At 65.0% G+C, this 15,828-nt stretch carries 16 protein-coding genes; 14 read left to right on the top strand and 2 right to left on the bottom strand.

What is annotated here, in order from left to right; translation table 11 throughout:
- From NKH35_RS19905 to NKH35_RS19880, 6 genes are all read left to right on the top strand, one after another.
- Positions 1–972 (top strand): ABC transporter permease, encoded by a 972-nt coding sequence (locus tag NKH35_RS19905; protein ID WP_352915976.1) that lies wholly within the window; start codon positions 1–3, stop codon positions 970–972.
- A 2-nt stretch (positions 973–974) separates the two neighbouring features.
- On the top strand, positions 975–1,922 hold the full coding sequence (locus NKH35_RS19900) for an ABC transporter permease (RefSeq protein WP_023698400.1): 948 nt from the start codon (positions 975–977) through the stop codon (positions 1,920–1,922).
- Between the two features lie 126 nt (positions 1,923–2,048).
- The gene (locus NKH35_RS19895; RefSeq protein ID WP_023694458.1) at positions 2,049–3,074 is read left to right on the top strand and encodes a BMP family protein; all 1,026 of its coding nucleotides are present in this window, start codon (positions 2,049–2,051) and stop codon (positions 3,072–3,074) included.
- A gap of 174 nt (positions 3,075–3,248) precedes the next feature.
- The gene (locus tag NKH35_RS19890) at positions 3,249–4,760 is read left to right on the top strand and encodes an ABC transporter ATP-binding protein (RefSeq protein WP_023747356.1); all 1,512 of its coding nucleotides are present in this window, start codon (positions 3,249–3,251) and stop codon (positions 4,758–4,760) included.
- A gap of 281 nt (positions 4,761–5,041) precedes the next feature.
- Positions 5,042–6,097 (top strand): ABC transporter permease, encoded by a 1,056-nt coding sequence (locus NKH35_RS19885; protein WP_023683937.1) that lies wholly within the window; start codon positions 5,042–5,044, stop codon positions 6,095–6,097.
- A complete protein-coding gene (locus NKH35_RS19880; RefSeq protein ID WP_352915972.1) occupies positions 6,094–7,038 on the top strand; it encodes an ABC transporter permease in 945 nt (314 codons plus the stop codon). The genes NKH35_RS19885 and NKH35_RS19880 overlap by 4 nt, the downstream gene beginning before the upstream one ends.
- Positions 7,039–7,109: 71 nt before the next feature.
- Here NKH35_RS19880 and NKH35_RS19875 read toward each other — a convergent pair whose 3' ends face one another.
- The gene (locus NKH35_RS19875) at positions 7,110–7,877 is read right to left on the bottom strand and encodes an SDR family NAD(P)-dependent oxidoreductase (protein ID WP_023686096.1); all 768 of its coding nucleotides are present in this window, start codon (positions 7,875–7,877) and stop codon (positions 7,110–7,112) included.
- Positions 7,878–8,111: 234 nt separating this feature from the next.
- Between NKH35_RS19875 and NKH35_RS19870 the strand changes: the two genes are divergently transcribed.
- Complete coding sequence (locus tag NKH35_RS19870) at positions 8,112–8,267, top strand: hypothetical protein (protein ID WP_023670454.1); 156 nt, start codon at positions 8,112–8,114, stop codon at positions 8,265–8,267.
- 158 nt (positions 8,268–8,425) lie between these two features.
- The gene (locus tag NKH35_RS19865; RefSeq protein ID WP_023726079.1) at positions 8,426–9,382 is read left to right on the top strand and encodes an LLM class flavin-dependent oxidoreductase; all 957 of its coding nucleotides are present in this window, start codon (positions 8,426–8,428) and stop codon (positions 9,380–9,382) included.
- Positions 9,383–9,627: 245 nt separating this feature from the next.
- On the opposite strand, the gene NKH35_RS19860 is transcribed toward NKH35_RS19865, so the two are convergent.
- Positions 9,628–10,302, bottom strand: coding sequence for a cysteine hydrolase family protein (locus NKH35_RS19860; RefSeq protein ID WP_352915969.1), 675 nt, complete (start codon positions 10,300–10,302; stop codon positions 9,628–9,630).
- 344 nt (positions 10,303–10,646) lie between these two features.
- Here NKH35_RS19860 and exbB point away from each other — a divergent pair, with 344 nt between their 5' ends.
- The 6 genes from exbB to NKH35_RS19830 all read left to right on the top strand — a co-directional run bounded on the left by exbB (position 10,647) and on the right by NKH35_RS19830 (position 15,820).
- Complete coding sequence (gene exbB / locus NKH35_RS19855) at positions 10,647–11,636, top strand: tonB-system energizer ExbB (protein WP_352915966.1); 990 nt, start codon at positions 10,647–10,649, stop codon at positions 11,634–11,636.
- A gap of 6 nt (positions 11,637–11,642) precedes the next feature.
- Entirely contained in the window at positions 11,643–12,101 is a 459-nt protein-coding gene (gene exbD, locus NKH35_RS19850; RefSeq protein WP_023726082.1) for a TonB system transport protein ExbD, read from the top strand.
- A complete protein-coding gene (locus NKH35_RS19845; protein ID WP_352915963.1) occupies positions 12,098–13,063 on the top strand; it encodes an energy transducer TonB in 966 nt (321 codons plus the stop codon). Before exbD ends, NKH35_RS19845 begins: the two co-directional genes overlap by 4 nt.
- A gap of 171 nt (positions 13,064–13,234) precedes the next feature.
- Positions 13,235–14,329 carry a transporter substrate-binding protein gene (locus NKH35_RS19840; RefSeq protein ID WP_352915960.1) on the top strand — a complete coding sequence of 365 codons (1,095 nt, stop codon included), beginning with the start codon at positions 13,235–13,237 and terminating at the stop codon, positions 14,327–14,329.
- On the top strand, positions 14,326–14,940 hold the full coding sequence (locus NKH35_RS19835) for an ANTAR domain-containing response regulator (protein WP_352653433.1): 615 nt from the start codon (positions 14,326–14,328) through the stop codon (positions 14,938–14,940). Before NKH35_RS19840 ends, NKH35_RS19835 begins: the two co-directional genes overlap by 4 nt.
- Complete coding sequence (locus NKH35_RS19830) at positions 14,918–15,820, top strand: ABC transporter permease (protein WP_023668590.1); 903 nt, start codon at positions 14,918–14,920, stop codon at positions 15,818–15,820. Before NKH35_RS19835 ends, NKH35_RS19830 begins: the two co-directional genes overlap by 23 nt.
- Positions 15,821–15,828: the final 8 nt, after the last annotated feature.

Here is a 15,828-nt window from a genome sequence, read left to right as displayed (position 1 = left end):
ATGACGGCAATCGCTCCCGGCCCGACGACCTCGCCGCGCAGCAGTGCCGCCCGCGCGCGCCTGCTGCGCAGCCTGTTGCCGGCGCTGTCGCTGGCGCTGGTGGTTATCGCCATCGCCTGGCTCAACCCACGCGCCATCAGCTATTTCGGCTTCAGCTTGATGTTGAACCTCGCTATTCCGATCGCGCTGGCGACGATCGCCCAGATGTTCGTCATCGCCGGCAATGAGCTCGATCTGTCGATCGGCACCTTTGTCGGCTTTGTCGGCTGCGTCACCGCGACCTGGCTGAAGGACGCGCCGCTGCTCGGCGTGATCATCCTGCTCGGCTCCATAGGCGTTTATGCGCTGCTCGGCGCACTGATCCATCTGCGCAATCTGCCGTCGATCGTGGTGACGCTGGGCATGAGCTTCGTCTGGCAGGGACTTGCCATTCTGGTGCTGCCCAAGCCCGGTGGCAAGGCGCCGGACTGGCTCTTGTCGCTGATGGCCTTCAAGCCGCCCTTCATTCCGTTCCCTATCATCGCCGCGCTGGCGATCGCAGCGGTGGTGCATTTTGGGCTGATGCGCACCTCCTATGGCGTCATCCTGCGGGGATCCGGCGGCAATCCGGCGGCGCTCAGGCGCGCTGGCTGGTCGCTGCTTCGAACCAAGATCGTGCTGTTTGCGCTGACCGGCCTATTCGGCGTTCTGTCCGGCATGGCGCTGATCGGCATCACCACCTCGGCCGACGCCAATATCGGCAATGGCTACACGCTGCTGGCGATCGCCGGCGTCATTCTCGGCGGCGGCGAGTTCGTCGGCGGCCGGGTGTCGCCGATCGGCGCCGTGCTCGGCGCGCTGACACTGGCGCTGGCGGCATCGCCTCTGCTCACCTTCATGCACATTCCGCCGGACTGGCAGGTCGCGGCCAACGGCGCCATCCTGATCATCGTGCTGGCAGCCCGCGTCCTGATCAGCCGCAGGGAGAGGTAGCGATGACGCTGGTTAAATCGCTTGTCGCCAAACCCTGGATCTGGTCGTTCATCGGCGCGATGTTCGTCTGGCTGGCGACCATCGCTTTCACCGGCGGCTATGGCGGCGGCGGCATGATCACGGCGGCACTTTCGCTTGCCGTGTTCACCGTGATCGTCGGCGTCGGCCAAATGTTCGTCATCACGCTCGGGCCAGGCAATGTCGACCTGTCGCTGCCGGCCAATATCGGGCTCGCCAGTGCCGTCGCCATGAAGGTCATGGGCGGCAGCGATTCCATGATCGTGGTCGGGCTGCTCGCCGCGCTCGCCTGCGGCGCTGCCATCGGTGCCGTCAACTATCTCCTGATCTGGGCGCTGAGGATCCCGCCGATCATCGCCACTCTGTCGGCCAGCTTCATCATCCAGTCGATCGACATCAGCTATGGGCGTGGCCTGCAGATCAAGCCGCCGCCCGGCTTTGCCGATTTTGCCAACTGGCAAATCCTGGGCATTCCAGTGCTGGCGATCCTTACCGTATTGTTCACCATCGGTGCGGCCATCGCCTTGCAGCGCATGATCTATGGCCGCTCGGTGCTGGCGATCGGCCAGAACATCCGCGCCGCGTGGCTTGCCGGCGTCAATGTCGGCCGCACCCGCTTCCTCACTTACACGCTGTCGGGCGCGCTCGGCGGCATGGACGGGGCGCTGCTCGCCGGCTATTTCCGCGGCGCCAATGTCGATATCGGCAACGAGTACCTGCTGGCCTCGATCGCCGTCGTCGTCATCGGCGGCACCTCGGTCGCCGGCGGCAAGGCCAATGTTCCCGGTGTCTGGGGCGCGGCGCTGTTCCTGGTGCTGCTTCTGACCATGCTCAACACGTTCGGCGTCAGCGCCGGCGTTCGGCTGTTGCTGACCGGGCTGATCATCGTCGGCGTCATCACCGTAGCCGGTGGCGAGAAGGCGGTACGCTAGCGCCGGCTCCTGCCAGCGACACGGCCAAATTTGACCATGTGGACAAAAGTCCGCACCCGTTCCATAGTTCCGCGTCTGATTTCGGAACAGCCGGCTCGACACGGCTGTCAAACAGAGGGGCACTAGATGGAAAACCGGAAAAACAAATCGCAATCGACCGGCCTGTCGCGGCGCGACGTGCTGGAACTCGGCGCACTTGGCCTGGCCGCAGCCATGCTGCCGGGTGCAGCCCTCGCCAAGGACAAGAAGCTGAAGGTGGCGGCGATCTTCGCCACGCCGATCGAGGAGCCGTGGGACAACCAGATCCACGTCGCCCTTCAGAAGGCCGAGAAGGAACTCGGCATTGAATACAAATGGTCGGAAAAGGTGCAGACCGCCGATTTCAGCCGCGTCATGCGCGAATATGCGCAAGGCGGGTATCAGCTGGTGCTGGGCGACGCCTTCGCCGCCGAGCGTGAATCGCGCCGCACGGCAAAGCAGTTCCCGAAGACGGCATGGCTGTTCGGCTCGGGCGCCGGGCCGGCCGAGCCCAATTTCGGCGTCTTCGACAACTGGATCCACGAGCCGGCCTACCTCTCCGGCATGATCGCCGGCAAGATGTCGAAGTCGGGCACGATCGGCGCGGTGGCGGCCATGGGCATTCCGGAAGTGAACCGGCTGGTCAACGCCTTCTTTGCCGGCGCCAAGGAGGTCAATCCCAACATCAAGAAGAAGGTCGCCTTCATTGGCTCGTTCTTCGATCCGCCCAAGGCCAAGGAAGCGGCGGTCGCCCAGATCGATGCCGGCGTCGATGTCATCTATGCGGAGCGCTTCGGCGTCATCGAGGCGGCGGTGGACAAGAAGATCCTCGCCATCTCCAACATGTCCGACCAGTCGAGCCTCGGCCCCGACACGGTCATAACCGGGCCGGTCTGGGACATGTATCCGACAGTCGAGCAGGCGATCAAGCTGGTCAAGGCCGGTGTCTTCACCGCGCAGGACTATGGCGATTTCTCGCGCATGGCCAAGGGCGGGTCGTTCCTGGCGCCCTACCATAAATTCGACAAGACGCTGCCGGCGGATGTGAAGGATCTGGTCGAGAAGAAGAAGGCCGAGATCCTGGAAGGCAATTTCCGGGTGGATGTGGATGAGAACACGCCGGTTTCGGATTAGCTCGGCGCACCCCCTCCCCCTTGAGGGGAGGGTGGCCCGCAGGGCCGGGTGGGGTCCTCCGCGAAGTGCTCCATCCTGCTAAGTCATGGGTTGAGGCAGTTGAGGTGACCCCACCCGCCTCGCTTCGCTAGCACCCTCCCCTCGAGGGGGAGGGGTATCTCCGCAGGAGCATCCTTGTCCGCCCCTCTCATCGAAATGCGCGGCATCACCAAGAGCTTCGGCGCCGTCAAGGCGAATGAGGCTGTCGATCTAAGCGTCGCCCCAGGTGAGATCCTCGGCCTGCTGGGCGAAAACGGCGCCGGCAAGACGACGCTGATGAATGTGCTGTTCGGCGCCTATGCGCCCGATGCCGGCGAAATTCTTATCCAGGGCAAGACCGTGCGGATCACCAGTTCGGCCGATGCGCTGGCCGCCGGCATCGGCATGGTGCACCAGCATTTTCATTTGGCGCCAAGGCTGACGGTCCTGGAAAACCTTCTGATTGGCATTCCCGGCAAATCCGGCCGCATCGACCGCGCCGGCGGACTTGCCCGGTTGTCCGACATCAGCCGTCAGTATGGGCTGACGCTGGACCCCAACCTGCCTGTCTCCGCGCTGTCGGTCGGCGAGCAGCAGCGGCTCGAAATCGTCAAGGCGCTGTTTCGCGGCGCCAGGCTGTTGATCCTCGACGAGCCGACGGCGGTGTTGGCGCCGAGCGAGGTCGACGGGCTGTTTTCGGCGTTGCGCTCGATGGCGGCGCAGGGGCTCGGCATCATCTTCATCTCGCATAAATTGAACGAGGTGCGGGCGCTCACCCATCGCTGCACCGTGTTGCGGCACGGCCGCGTCGCCGGCCGTGTCGACGATCCGGCGAACACGACATCGGCAGAAATGGCGCAGCTGATGTGCGGCCATGAGATCGTGCCGCCGGCAAGAGGACCTTCGACCCCAGGCGCGGCGGTGCTGACGCTCGACGGTATTTCCACCTCACGGCATTCGGGGACGCCGCTGCGCGATGTATCGCTTGCCGTTCGCGCGGGCGAAATCCTCGGCATTGCCGGGGTCTCCGGCAATGGCCAGCGGGCACTGGCCGAGGTGATTTCCGGCACGCGCGCGCCCGACGCCGGCGTGATGACGATAGCCGGCAAACCTGTGACGCGGTTCTCCCCGCGCGAGGTGCAGGCGCTCGGCCTTGGCCGCATCCCGGAAGACCGTATGACGACCGGGCTGGTCACCAATCTGCCGCTCGCCGATTCCATGGTGTTGCCGCGCATTGGTACTGCGGCTTTCAGCAGCCGGGGCCTGCTCAAGCCAGATGCGATCCGCGCCTTCGCCGAAGAACAGATCAAGGCCTATGACATCAGGTGCCCCGGGCCGATGACCCGCGCCGGCGCGCTGTCGGGCGGCAATCTGCAGAAGGCGCTGTTGGCGCGCGAACTGGCTTTCGACCCGAAGGTGCTGATCGTCTCGCAGCCGACGCGCGGCCTCGACATCGGTGCCGCCCGCTTCATCCACGAAAAATTCCTCGACATGCGTGCCAAGGGCTGCGGGATCATCGTCATCGGCGAGGATCTCGAAGAGCTGCTGGTGCTCTGCGACCGCATCGCGGTGATGTATGAGGGCCGCATCGCCGGCACGCTGGACAGCGCCGATGCGACCATCGCGCGGCTTGGGCTGCTGATGACCGGGGCGGAGGGCAGAGCCTAGATGGACTTTCTCACTCGGTTCCTCGCAGAAACCTCAAATAATACTGCCCGCTTTTGGCTGACTTTAAGCGTCAGCGCTGCCCCTCACCTGCCTGCCGGCATCCTCTCCCCGTATAGAGACGGGGAGAGGGGCTCTCACCCATGGTTTCGCCAATCACCACAGCTGCAAGAGGGGAGTTGCATAGGGCCCGGATCCCTTCTCCCCGTGTCTATTCGGGGAGAAGGTGCCGGCAGGCGGATGAAGGGCGGCGCGACCGTCTGGGCGGCGGAGGGGCATAGCTGATGTTCCGCCTCGAAGCCCGCAGTTCCACCCCCGCCTGGTTCAATCTCGCTTTGCCGCTGCTGGCCATCGGCGCAGCGCTGGTCCTGTGCAGCGGCCTCATCGCGCTGGCAGGCGCCGGCGTGCTTGAGGCCTATGGCGTGATGCTGTCGGCCTCGTTCGGCGACAGCTATGCCATCACCGAAACGCTGGTGCGCGCCGCCCCGATGATCTTCACCGGGCTGGCTGTGGCCGTCGCCTTCCGGGCCAAATTCTGGAACATCGGCGCCGAGGGCCAATTGCTGGCCGGCGCCGTGGCCAGCTGCTTCGTCGGCGCCATCCCAATGCCGGGCGCGCTGGCGATCCTGTCGATGGCGCTGGCGGGCGCTGCTGCCGGTGCCGCGGTAGCGCTGGTGCCCGCGACGCTCAGGGTCAAATTCAAGGTGGATGACGTCGTCAGCTCGCTGCTGCTCAACTCGGTCATCTACTATGCGCTGATGGCGCTGATCGAGGGGCCGTGGAAGGACTCGTTCAGCGGCTATCCGATCTCGCCGCCGATCGAGGATTCGGCGAATTTCCCGGTGCTGCTCGAAGGCACAAGGCTGCATCTGGGTGTCATCGCCGCGTTGATCGCGGCCCCGTTGATCTGGTTCCTGATCGTGCGCACCACGCTCGGCTTCCGGATCAGGGTCACCGGCGAAAGCCCGGAAGCCGCCCGCTATGGCGGCATACATGTCGAGCGGGTGCTGATCTCGACGGCGCTGCTGTCGGGCGCGCTGGCCGGGCTTGCCGGCGTCGGCGAGGTCGGCGGCGTGCATTTCCAGGTGATGAGCGACATTTCGCCGGGCTATGGCTATTCCGGCATCGTCGTTGCCATGCTGGCCAGGCTCAATCCGCTCGGCGTCGTACCGGCGGCGATCTTCCTGGCCGCCGTGATGACCGGCGCCGAAGCGATGTCGCGCGCCACCGGCGTGCCGGCGTTCCTCAGCGATGTCATCCAGGGCACGGCGCTGCTCGCCATGCTGGTGGCGCTGCTGTTCACGGCCTATCGCATCCGCCGCGTCGGTGCCGCCTTATGAGCGCGGTGTTCGAACAGATCTTTCAGGTCGGCTTCCTCGCCGCCATTATCCGCATCGCCACGCCGCTGGCATTTGCCACGCTGGGCGAGATGTTCTCCGAGCGGGCCGGCGTGCTCAATCTCGGTATCGAAGGCATCATGCTGCTCTGCGCGATGACCGGCTTCACCGCCGCCAGCCTCAGCGGCAGCCTGTGGCTCGGCGTGCTGGCCGCGGTGTTGACCGGCATGGCGATGAGTGCGCTGCATGCGCTGTTCACCGTGGCGCTCGGCCTCAGCCAGCATGTCTGCGGCATCGGCGTTACTTTGTTCTCGTCCGGCCTTGCCTATTTCCTCTACCGTCTGACCTTCGGCCAGCAATCGGTGCCGCCCAGCATCAAGGGTTTTCAGACGGTGCCGATCCCGCTGCTGTCGGATATTCCGGTTCTGGGGTCAGCGGTTTTCAACCACTTTGCGCTGGTCTACTTGGCAATCATTGCCATCCCGCTCGCTGCTTTCGTGCTCTACCGCACGCCTTGGGGGCTGTCGGTGCGGATGGTCGGCGAGAACCCGCGCGCCGCTGATTCCGCTGGGGTCAGCGTCATCGCCACGCGCTTCCAGGCGGTCATCCTCGGCGGTGCGCTGATGGGGCTTGCGGGCGCCTTCCTCACCATGGCACAGTTCAACGCCTTCACCTTTGGTGTCGTGTCGGGCCGTGGCTGGGTGGCGATCGCGCTGGTCGTGTTCGGCCGCTGGGACCCGTGGCGCTCTGCGGGCGCGGCGCTGCTGTTCGCCTTCGTCGATGCGCTACAATTGCGCATGCAGGCGAGCGGCCTCGGGCATATTCCCTATGAGACGTTCTTGATGCTGCCGTTCATTTTCACCATCGTCGCGATGGCCGTGATGTCACGCAACGCGGTTGCGCCGTCGGCGCTGCTGAAGCCGTTTCGACGAGAAGAGCGGTAAGCGAGTAGGACTTGGCGCCCTTCCTCTCCCCCGACCGACGGGGGAGAGGAAGGGCGCCAAGCCTGGGATACTCACATCGCCGTAAAACCATTATCGACAAACAGATGCGTCCCGTTAACGAAGCTGGACTCATCGCTGGCGAGGTACAGCGCTGCCTTGGCCACTTCCTCAGGCTCACCGATGCGGCCCTGCTGTGCGGCCAATGCGGCGTCCGATACGTCGACGCCGAGCTTGCCGAGATCGGCGACCTCGCGCAGGCCGTGCGGCGTGCGGATGAAGCCGGGACAGACGGCGTTGCAGCGTATGTTGCGGTCGCGGAATTCGACTGCGATGGCGCGCGCGAACATGTGGCAGGCGCCCTTGGTGGTGTCGTAGAGCACCTCCATGGGTGTGGCCGCCACAGCCGAGATCGACGAGGTGCAGACGATCGAACCGCCACCGGCAGCGATCATGCCCGGGAGCACGGCGCGCGTCATCAGGAACATCGAGCGGACATTGACCGCATGCAGCCAGTCCCATTCCTGCACCGTCGTCTCCAGGAACGGCTTTATCACGATGGTGCCAGCATGGTTGAACAACACCGTGGCCGGGCCGAGCCTGGCAGTCGCCGCCTTCACTGCGGCCTCGACCTGCGCCTCGTCCGAGACGTCGGCCACCCAGTGTTCGGCGATATGTCCCCGCGCGCGTATCGCCGCCGCAGTGGCTGCCGCCGCCTCGCCATTGCGGTCGATGATCGCCACCTTGGCGCCTTCGGCGGCGAACAATTCCGAGGCCGCTCCGCCCATTCCGGTCGCGCCGCCCGAGATGATTGCAATCTTGCCGGCTAGTCTTGTACCCATGTTCTGTTCCCCGTTCCCGATCGAAATAATCCGCATTTACGCCGGAATGGCGATGCTATCGCCTATGCAGACGTCGGCCAAGCTTGTCGCTCGCTTGTCTCCAACAGGGGGTCTCCCAGCAATGCCAAACCAAATAATAAGGAATACTGAGAAAATCATTCTACATATCTCCAAAAAATAGCACTCGACAAAGTCTACTGATTTTATAGATTAATCCGCAAGACGGAGGTCGATATGTCCTATATCCAGAACGCCGAGACGGACCGCACCAGCCAGAGGCTGGCCAATAGCCAGGCTTTCCGCCCGGCCTATGCCGGCGCTTTCGCCTATCTCGTCTTTGCCCTTGCGTTCGTGTTCACCGGGGCAGTCGTGCTCGGCTTGATTCCCTGACCGATCAGGCCGAAAGGGTGGCGACCTAGCGCTTTCAGTGAGTGACCGGAGTTGATGAACCGAACGCGGACGCGCTTTGGCGCTGATGCTTGTTTTTACGCATGTCGTCGTCTCAAAACCGGGGGCGACATACATCCAACGTGATGGAGGAGATGGCAATGCCGATCGAGTTCACGCATGTTCCCGGTAAAACGCACGCCGCCGATGCCGGTTCGGCCGTACCGTTCTTCTATGATTTCGTCGAGACGGCGACCAAGCTGTCGCTGATCGAGGATTCCGGCTTCCAGAACATCGTCGTCGACGACCCGGCCGGGCTGTTGACCAATATGGACATCGCCGCCCAGGCGCTGGACCGCACCTCGTCGCTGGAAGTGGTGCTGACGCACTGGGCCGGCGTGATCGCGCCAGCCGTTGCGGCGCGGCAACTGGCGGCGCTCGACGCCAGGAGCGGCGGCCGGCTGGCGCTGAGGATGCTGAGCGAGCCGCTGGATGACGACGATGCCGAGACGCGTCCGGTCGGCCACACCGTGGTCTGGCAGCGTATCGACGAATATCTGGTGCTGCTGAAGCGGCTGTGGTCGAACGACCGGCCCTTCGACCATGAAGGTGCATTCTACAGCATCAAGGGTGGCTATGTGCCGCGCAAGGGGCCGCATGGCGTCGACGTGATCATCCGCATGGGTGGCCAGTCCGGCACCGCGCTCAAGGTCGCCGGCCGCCATGCCGACGTGTTTGAACTCACGGCTGGTTCGCTCGACGAGATCCGCCAGCTGATGGAACGGGCGCGCAGCGCCGCCGCCGAGCATGGCCGCGCCGGCAAGCTGCGTTTTGCGCTTCCGGTCCGGGTCCGCTCGGAGGGTGGCGCCTCTACCGTCGGCCACAAGGCGGTCGAACTTTCCGGACCACCGGCGCAGATCGCCCTGTCGCTGCTGCCCTATGCGGCGCTGGGCATCAGCGAGTTCATGATCGTCGGTGTCGACCGGCCGCGCGAGATCGCCAGCGTCGGCCGCGAGACGATCGCGCTCTTGCGCAACTCGCTGGCACGCCGGGAGGCGGAGGTGCCGCAGCCCGGCGCGTTTGCCTCGCGGGGCGGGTCGGATATTCACGCAGGGTGAATTTGCGGGTGGAATGAAAGCTATTTCGTAGCGTTCCTTCACACCCCCCTCTGCCCTGCCGGGCATCTCCCCCGCAAGGGGGGAGATTGGCAGCTTCGAGGTATCGCTCAGCTCTTCGACGTTGGAGAGTGGCGAAAGCGGTTGAGCACTTGATCTCCCTCCTTGCGGGGGAGATGGCCGGCAGGCCAGAGGGGGGTGCTGCCCCTCCAGCGTCAAATGGTTCCCAACGCCTTCGCTTTGGTAATCTAACCAGCTTTCCCACTCGACCGCTCCAGCGCCTCCAGCACCGCGCCAGATTCCGTCAGCGCACCAAACACCCCGTCCTCCACCGTCACCATATGCAGCGCCGCGTCATGCGCGTATTGGTCGCCGCTGGCGCAGGCGTCGGCGATGGTCAGGCACTGGAAATTGAGGTCGCAGGCCTCGCGCAGCGTCGTGTGCACGCAGACATCGGTCGTGCAGCCGGAAAAGATCAGATGGGTGATGCCGCGTGCGCGCAGCACAAGCTCCAGATCCGTATAGGTGAAGGCGCTGTTGCAGGTCTTGTCGACGATCATGTCGTGCGGCGCGACGTCGATCTCGGCGACGATCTGAAAGCCGGGGCCGGAGCGCAGCAGCACGTCGGTGCCTTCGAGACCCGCCCGCTTGCGGCGCCATCTCTCGTACGGCGTCATGTCGGCCATGTCGCCGCGATATCCCTGCCTGGTGTAAATGATGGTGAGGCCGGCCGCACGTGCCGCTGATATCAGTCGGTTAACTGTCGGCAGGATGGCGCGCAGCGGCGCGGGGTCATAACCCTTCCTGGCGAAATAGCCGGTCGGCGAGAGGAAATCCTCCTGCAGGTCGATGACCAGCAGCGCGGTGTTTGCCGGCACCAGCCGGCCGTCATAGGGGAAATCGAACGGTATCGCCTTGATCATCGCAGCCTGCCTCAATTGCTGCCCGGTATCGTGGCCCAGCAACCCTGCGGCCGTCCATCCCTCAGTGCGACGACACCAGGTAGACCGATCCCAGCACGATGTGCCGTTGAGACATCGCGCCCACAATCGTTGGCCAAAAAAGCCATCTTGTTTGTTGACTACTAAACTCATGTTTTATAGTCAAGCAGGGGCACTCGGCCGCCTGAATTGTTTTCCAGCGGCTGTGCCGCGTTTGAGAGAAGCCAGAATCCGTGGCTGGAGTTTTCGGGGTTGAGATCGGGTGTTCCCGCATCCCGTCACCGACCAGCCGATCGGTACGTGCAATGACGAAGCGAGGACGAAGCGTGTCCAGAAATGGTTTGTTGGCGGCGCTGGCCGCGGTCATGCTGTCGGCCGGCAGCGCTGCTGCGCAAGAGCAGCCAAACACGCAGCCCAGGGTGACGACGGTGCCCGCTGCAGCTGCCCGGTCGGCGGCCCAGCCTTCCCCGGTCGCAGTCGAACGGCCCGCACCGGCTGCGCCTGTCGCGCCGGCTTCGCCATCTGCCGGGCAGGCGGCGCCGACCGCGCTACAGCCGGCAACCCAGCCCGGTGCATCCGCGCAGGCCGAGCCTTCGGCAATATCGCTGACGCTGCCGCACGATCTGTCGCCCTGGGGCATGTTCATGGCCGCCGACATCATCGTCAAGGCGGTGATGATCGGGTTGGCCTTCGCCTCGCTCGTCACCTGGACGGTGTGGCTGGCCAAATCGCTGGAGATTCTCTTCGGCAAGCTCAGCGCCCGTCGCGCTGCGCGCGCCATCGGCAATGCCGCCACGCTGCGCCAGGCCGGGCGCGCGCTTGGCAACAGTGGCGGCCCCGGTGCGCTTTTGGTGCGGGCGGCCGAGGAAGAGACTGCCCTTTCGGCCGGTGCGCTCGGCCATGTCACCGGCGACGGGCTGAAGGAACGCGTGACGTCGCGCCTGTCGCGCATCGAAGCGGCGGCGGCGCGGCGCATGTCGCGCGGCACCGGCGTGCTGGCGACGATCGGCTCGACGGCGCCCTTCGTGGGCTTGTTCGGCACCGTCTGGGGCATCATGAACGCCTTCATCGGCATCTCGCAGGCGCAGACCACCAACCTCGCGGTCGTCGCGCCCGGCATCGCCGAGGCGCTGCTCGCCACGGCGATGGGCCTTGTCGCGGCCATTCCCGCGGTGGTCATCTACAACGTCTTTGCGCGGTCGATAGCCGGCTACCGGCAGCTCCTTGCCGATGCCTCGACCGGGGTCGAACGGCTGGTCAGCCGCGATCTCGATTTCCGCACGGTGCCGCAGGCGCCCGCGCTGGCGGCGGAGTGATGGGCCATGGCGGCTAGAATTCGCGAGGCTATCGATGGCGATCTCGAAGAAAACCACGAGATCAATGTCACCCCGTTCATCGACGTCATCCTGGTGCTGCTGATCATCTTCATGGTCGCTGCCCCCTTGGCGACAGTCGACGTCAATGTCGATCTGCCGGGTTCGACGGCGACGCCAGCACCCCGGCCGGAAACGCCGCTGTTCCTGACGCTGAAGGACGATCTGACGCTCGCGATCGGCAATGACAGCGTGCCGCGCCAGGCTTTCGCCGCGGTGCTCGACGGCAGAACCAAGGGCGACAAGCAGACCCGCATCTTCCTGCGTGCCGACAAGGCGGTCGGTTATGGCGAGCTGATGGAGGTGATGAACCTGCTGCGCGGCGCCGGTTATCTGAAGATCGCGCTGGTGGGGCTGGAGACGGTGCCGGCGGACGCATCCGCGGCGCACCCGGGCGCCGCCCCGTGACGCAACTGGCCGCCGCCGCCCCCGCGGCCGACCCGCCGCGCGCCGGCGTGCGCGAAATTGGCTTGTGGGCGGCTGCGGCCATTGTCATTGTCGGCGCGCATGTCGCGATCGTCTATGCCGTCCAGAGCTTCAGCCTGGCCAACATGGCCGATGGCGGCCCGCCGCCGGCTGTGGCTATCGAGCTGTCGCCGATGATGGTGGCGCCGGCGGTGCGGGTGGACTCAGCGGCCGACGTGGTGACGCCCGAGCCGCCGAACCAGATTGAGGAGGCGGTTGCCGAACTGAAGCCCGTCGTAGAGCCCGAGCCCGGTCAGCCGGAGCCGGTCACCGAGAAGAGGGAAGCGGCTCAACTCGATAAGACCGCTCCGATCGAGACGGCAGCGGCCGAGCAGCCCGATCAATCGCCGCCGCTGGATGAGGTGGTGCCCGACATCGTCCCGACCATAGCGCCGGATGTGGTCATTCCGCCGCCCCAGACCAAGCCGGTGGAGACCACGCCGGTGGAGACCAAGCCGATCGAGAAGGCGAAGAAGGCTGCCGAAAAACCCAAGCCGAAAGCAAAGAAAGAGAAGAAGGAAAAGGCCGCGCCGGCGAAAGCGGTCGTGACCGCCAGTGTCGATCAAAAGGCAGTGGCGAAGGCGTCGGCGCCAAAGGCTTCGCAATCGAGTGGATCATCAGTCAGTGCAAGCAAATGGAACTCCCAGCTGATCGGATGGATCAATCGGCACAAGCGCTACCCGAGCGCGGCAAGGTCGCGGCGCGCCGTGGGTACCGCAAATGTGACCTTCGTCGTCAGCGCTTCGGGCAAGGTGACCTCCGTCCGGCTGACACGATCTTCGGGGGACGCCGATCTCGATCGCGCCGCGCTCGGCATTCTGCAGGGTGCGACGGTGCCCGCGCCACCGGCTGAGAAGGCCGGGACGGCTGTCGTGGCGCCTTTGATGTTCACGCTGCGGAACTAGAATCAGTCGGACAAGGCCGATCCCATGACCACGTACTTTCCCGCTTGACTGACCCGCCGGACCGAATACGCTAGCGCAAAATACCGGCCTTGGTCGCCGGGCGGCAAATATGCCTCGCATGCCTCGCCCTCCGGCGCTGGCTGCGGGGCATTGTCATTTCTGAGGATCGGTTTGAAACGGCGTATCGAGATCGGCATCCTGTATTCCCGTTCGGGCAGCTACCAGCTGGTCTCCGATGCGTGCCGGATGGGCGCCATGCGCGCCATCGCCGACATCAATGCCGATCGGAGCTATGGCATCGAACTGGTTCCGGTCGAGCGCGATCCGCAAAGTAATGCCGATCGCTACGCGACTTTGTGCGAGGACATTTTCAGGACCAGCAGCGCGCGCCATGTCGTCGGTTGCATCACCTCGTGGAGCCGCAAGGAAACCATCCCGGTGCTGGAGAAGGCCGGCGGCATGCTCTGGTATGCCTGCCCCTATGAAGGGTTCGAGGCCAACGAGCATGTCGTCTACATGCACGCCTGCCCCAACCAGCACCTGGTTCCGCTGATGGCGCATGTCGTGCCGCGTTTCGGCGCCAACGGCTTCCTGCTCGGCTCGAACTACATTTGGGGCTGGGAGATGAACCGCGTGGCGCGCGACCTGATCGCGGATGCCGGCGGCAAAGTGCTGGGCGAGCGCTATCTGCGCATCGGCGAGACTGACGTGTCGCGGCTCATCGCGGAAATCCGGGCGACGAGGCCGAGCTTCATCCTCAACAATTTGATCGGCACCTCATCCTACGCCTTCCTGGCGGCTTACCGCGAGTTGGGCGATAAGGATGCGGCATTCAGGCCGGAAAACTGCCCCGTCATCTCCTGCAACCTCACCGAAGGCGAGTTGCCGGCGATCGGCGAGACAGGGAAAGGGCATCTGTCGGTCGGGCCCTATTTCGCGCCCCGGCCGGCTGCCTTCGCTTCGTCCTTCGAGGCCTCGGCCTATGCCTCGGTGCAGGTGATGGCCGACGTGCTGTCGCGCGACACTGATGCCGGCCCGGCGGAATTTTCCAAAGCCTTCGCCGAGCGGCGCTTCTCGACCCGGCTCGGGCCGATCGCCATCGACGCACATTCCCAGCACGCGACGCTGCCGGTGATCATCGGCCGGATCGCCGATGGCTTCTTCGAGGTCGTCAGCCAGGAGGATGAGGTCGCGCCGGATCCATATCTGTCGCGCTACGACCCCGCCAAGACATTCGGCCGTCCGCGCCTGAGAGTGGTGTCATGACCCGGACGCGCATCCCCAATCTCGGCGGCGCGCGGGCTTTCATCCTGCATCGCCCGCATCCGACGGTGCAGGCAATCACCAGGCAATTGTCGGCCATCGGCCTGGCTACGATCGACTGCTGGCCGGAATTGCCGCCGGAAGCTCTCGCCGCCGATTTCGTCTTCTTCGATGCCGATCTCGGTTTCGACGAGCAATTCCCGTGGAAGCCGGGCGAGGCGCCGATGCCGCTGGTGGCGCTGATCGGTTCCGAGGCGCCGGGGCGTATCGAATGGGCGCTGTCGCACAAGGCCGATGCGCAGCTGCTGAAGCCGGTCGGCAATGCCGGCGTCTACAGCGCTCTGTTGATCGCGAGACAGAGTTTCGAGGCCCGAAAACATTTAGCCGGCGAGATAGCGTCGCTGCGCCAGCGCGTCGCCGAGCGCCAGACCATCGTGCGCGCGGTGACGGCCTTGTCGAAAGGCAGCGACGACGAGCGCGCCTATGCGCAGCTGCGTTCGCTGGCGATGAGCTGGCAGATCAGCGTCGAGGATGCCGCGCGTCGGATCGTGGGAATGACAAGCGAGGAAGCGACGGGGGAAGAAGGCGGCGATGACCAGTCCCATCGCGCCTGATCTACCGGTGCGCATGCCGGCAAAACCGCGCGCCGGTGTCTGGCGCCGGCTGGTGAAACGCCGCCTCGCGCTGCTCGGCCTGGTCATCGTCGCCATTGTCCTTGCCGGCGCTGTGCTGGCGCCCCGGCTGACCGGCTATGACCCCAACGAGCAGATGTTCGACGGCCTGACCATCGAGGGCTCGCCGCTGCCGCCCAGCGCCCAGTACTGGCTCGGCACCGACCTGCTCGGACGTGACCTCTTGACCCGCATCCTCTACGGCGCCCGCACCTCGCTGATCATCGGCATCGTCGCCAATGGCGTGGCGCTTTTGATCGGCACTTTGGTGGGCGTCACCGCAGGCTATTTCCGCGGCTGGATCGGCAGCGCGCTGATGCGCTTCACCGATCTGATGATGGCGTTCCCGGCGCTGCTGCTCGCCATCTGCCTGGCGGCAGTGTTTCAGCCCAGCCTGTGGATCGTCGCCATGGTCATCGCGCTGGTCAACTGGGTGCAGACGGCGCGTGTCATCTACACCGAGACATCGTCGCTGGCCGAACGCGAGTTCATCGACGCCGAGCGCAGCATCGGGGCGAGTGCGCCGCGCATCCTGTTTCGCCACATCCTGCCGCATCTCCTGCCCACCATCATCGTCTGGGGCACGCTCGGCATCTCCACCACGGTACTGCTGGAGGCGACGCTTTCCTTCCTCGGCATCGGCGTGCAGCCGCCGACGGCGTCGTGGGGCAACATCATTTTCGAGAACCAGACCTATTTCCAGGCCGCGCCCTGGCTGGTGTTCTTCCCCGGCGCCGCAATCCTGGCGTTGGCGCTGGCCTTCAATCTGATCGGCGACGCGCTGCGCGACATCCTCGATCCGACGCAAAGGGGCCGGGAATAATGGGGGGC

This window comes from Mesorhizobium sp. M1143 (assembly GCF_040318435.1).
Taxonomy (GTDB): domain Bacteria; phylum Pseudomonadota; class Alphaproteobacteria; order Rhizobiales; family Rhizobiaceae; genus Mesorhizobium.
This window is presented reverse-complemented; position numbering and strand designations above follow the sequence as displayed.

Bases quoted from the DNA above. Each gene is read 5' to 3' on its own strand.
- NKH35_RS19905 (WP_352915976.1), top strand. From the start codon at position 1: ATGACGGCAATCGCTCCCGGCCCGACGACCTCGCCGCGCAGCAGTGCC.
- NKH35_RS19900 (WP_023698400.1), top strand. From the start codon at position 975: ATGACGCTGGTTAAATCGCTTGTCGCCAAACCCTGGATCTGGTCGTTC.
- NKH35_RS19895 (WP_023694458.1), top strand. From the start codon at position 2,049: ATGGAAAACCGGAAAAACAAATCGCAATCGACCGGCCTGTCGCGGCGC.
- NKH35_RS19885 (WP_023683937.1), top strand. From the start codon at position 5,042: ATGTTCCGCCTCGAAGCCCGCAGTTCCACCCCCGCCTGGTTCAATCTC.
- NKH35_RS19880 (WP_352915972.1), top strand. From the start codon at position 6,094: ATGAGCGCGGTGTTCGAACAGATCTTTCAGGTCGGCTTCCTCGCCGCC.
- NKH35_RS19875 (WP_023686096.1), bottom strand. From the start codon at position 7,877: ATGGGTACAAGACTAGCCGGCAAGATTGCAATCATCTCGGGCGGCGCG.
- NKH35_RS19870 (WP_023670454.1), top strand. From the start codon at position 8,112: ATGTCCTATATCCAGAACGCCGAGACGGACCGCACCAGCCAGAGGCTG.
- NKH35_RS19865 (WP_023726079.1), top strand. From the start codon at position 8,426: ATGCCGATCGAGTTCACGCATGTTCCCGGTAAAACGCACGCCGCCGAT.
- NKH35_RS19860 (WP_352915969.1), bottom strand. From the start codon at position 10,302: ATGATCAAGGCGATACCGTTCGATTTCCCCTATGACGGCCGGCTGGTG.
- exbD (WP_023726082.1), top strand. From the start codon at position 11,643: ATGGCGGCTAGAATTCGCGAGGCTATCGATGGCGATCTCGAAGAAAAC.
- NKH35_RS19835 (WP_352653433.1), top strand. From the start codon at position 14,326: ATGACCCGGACGCGCATCCCCAATCTCGGCGGCGCGCGGGCTTTCATC.
- NKH35_RS19830 (WP_023668590.1), top strand. From the start codon at position 14,918: ATGACCAGTCCCATCGCGCCTGATCTACCGGTGCGCATGCCGGCAAAA.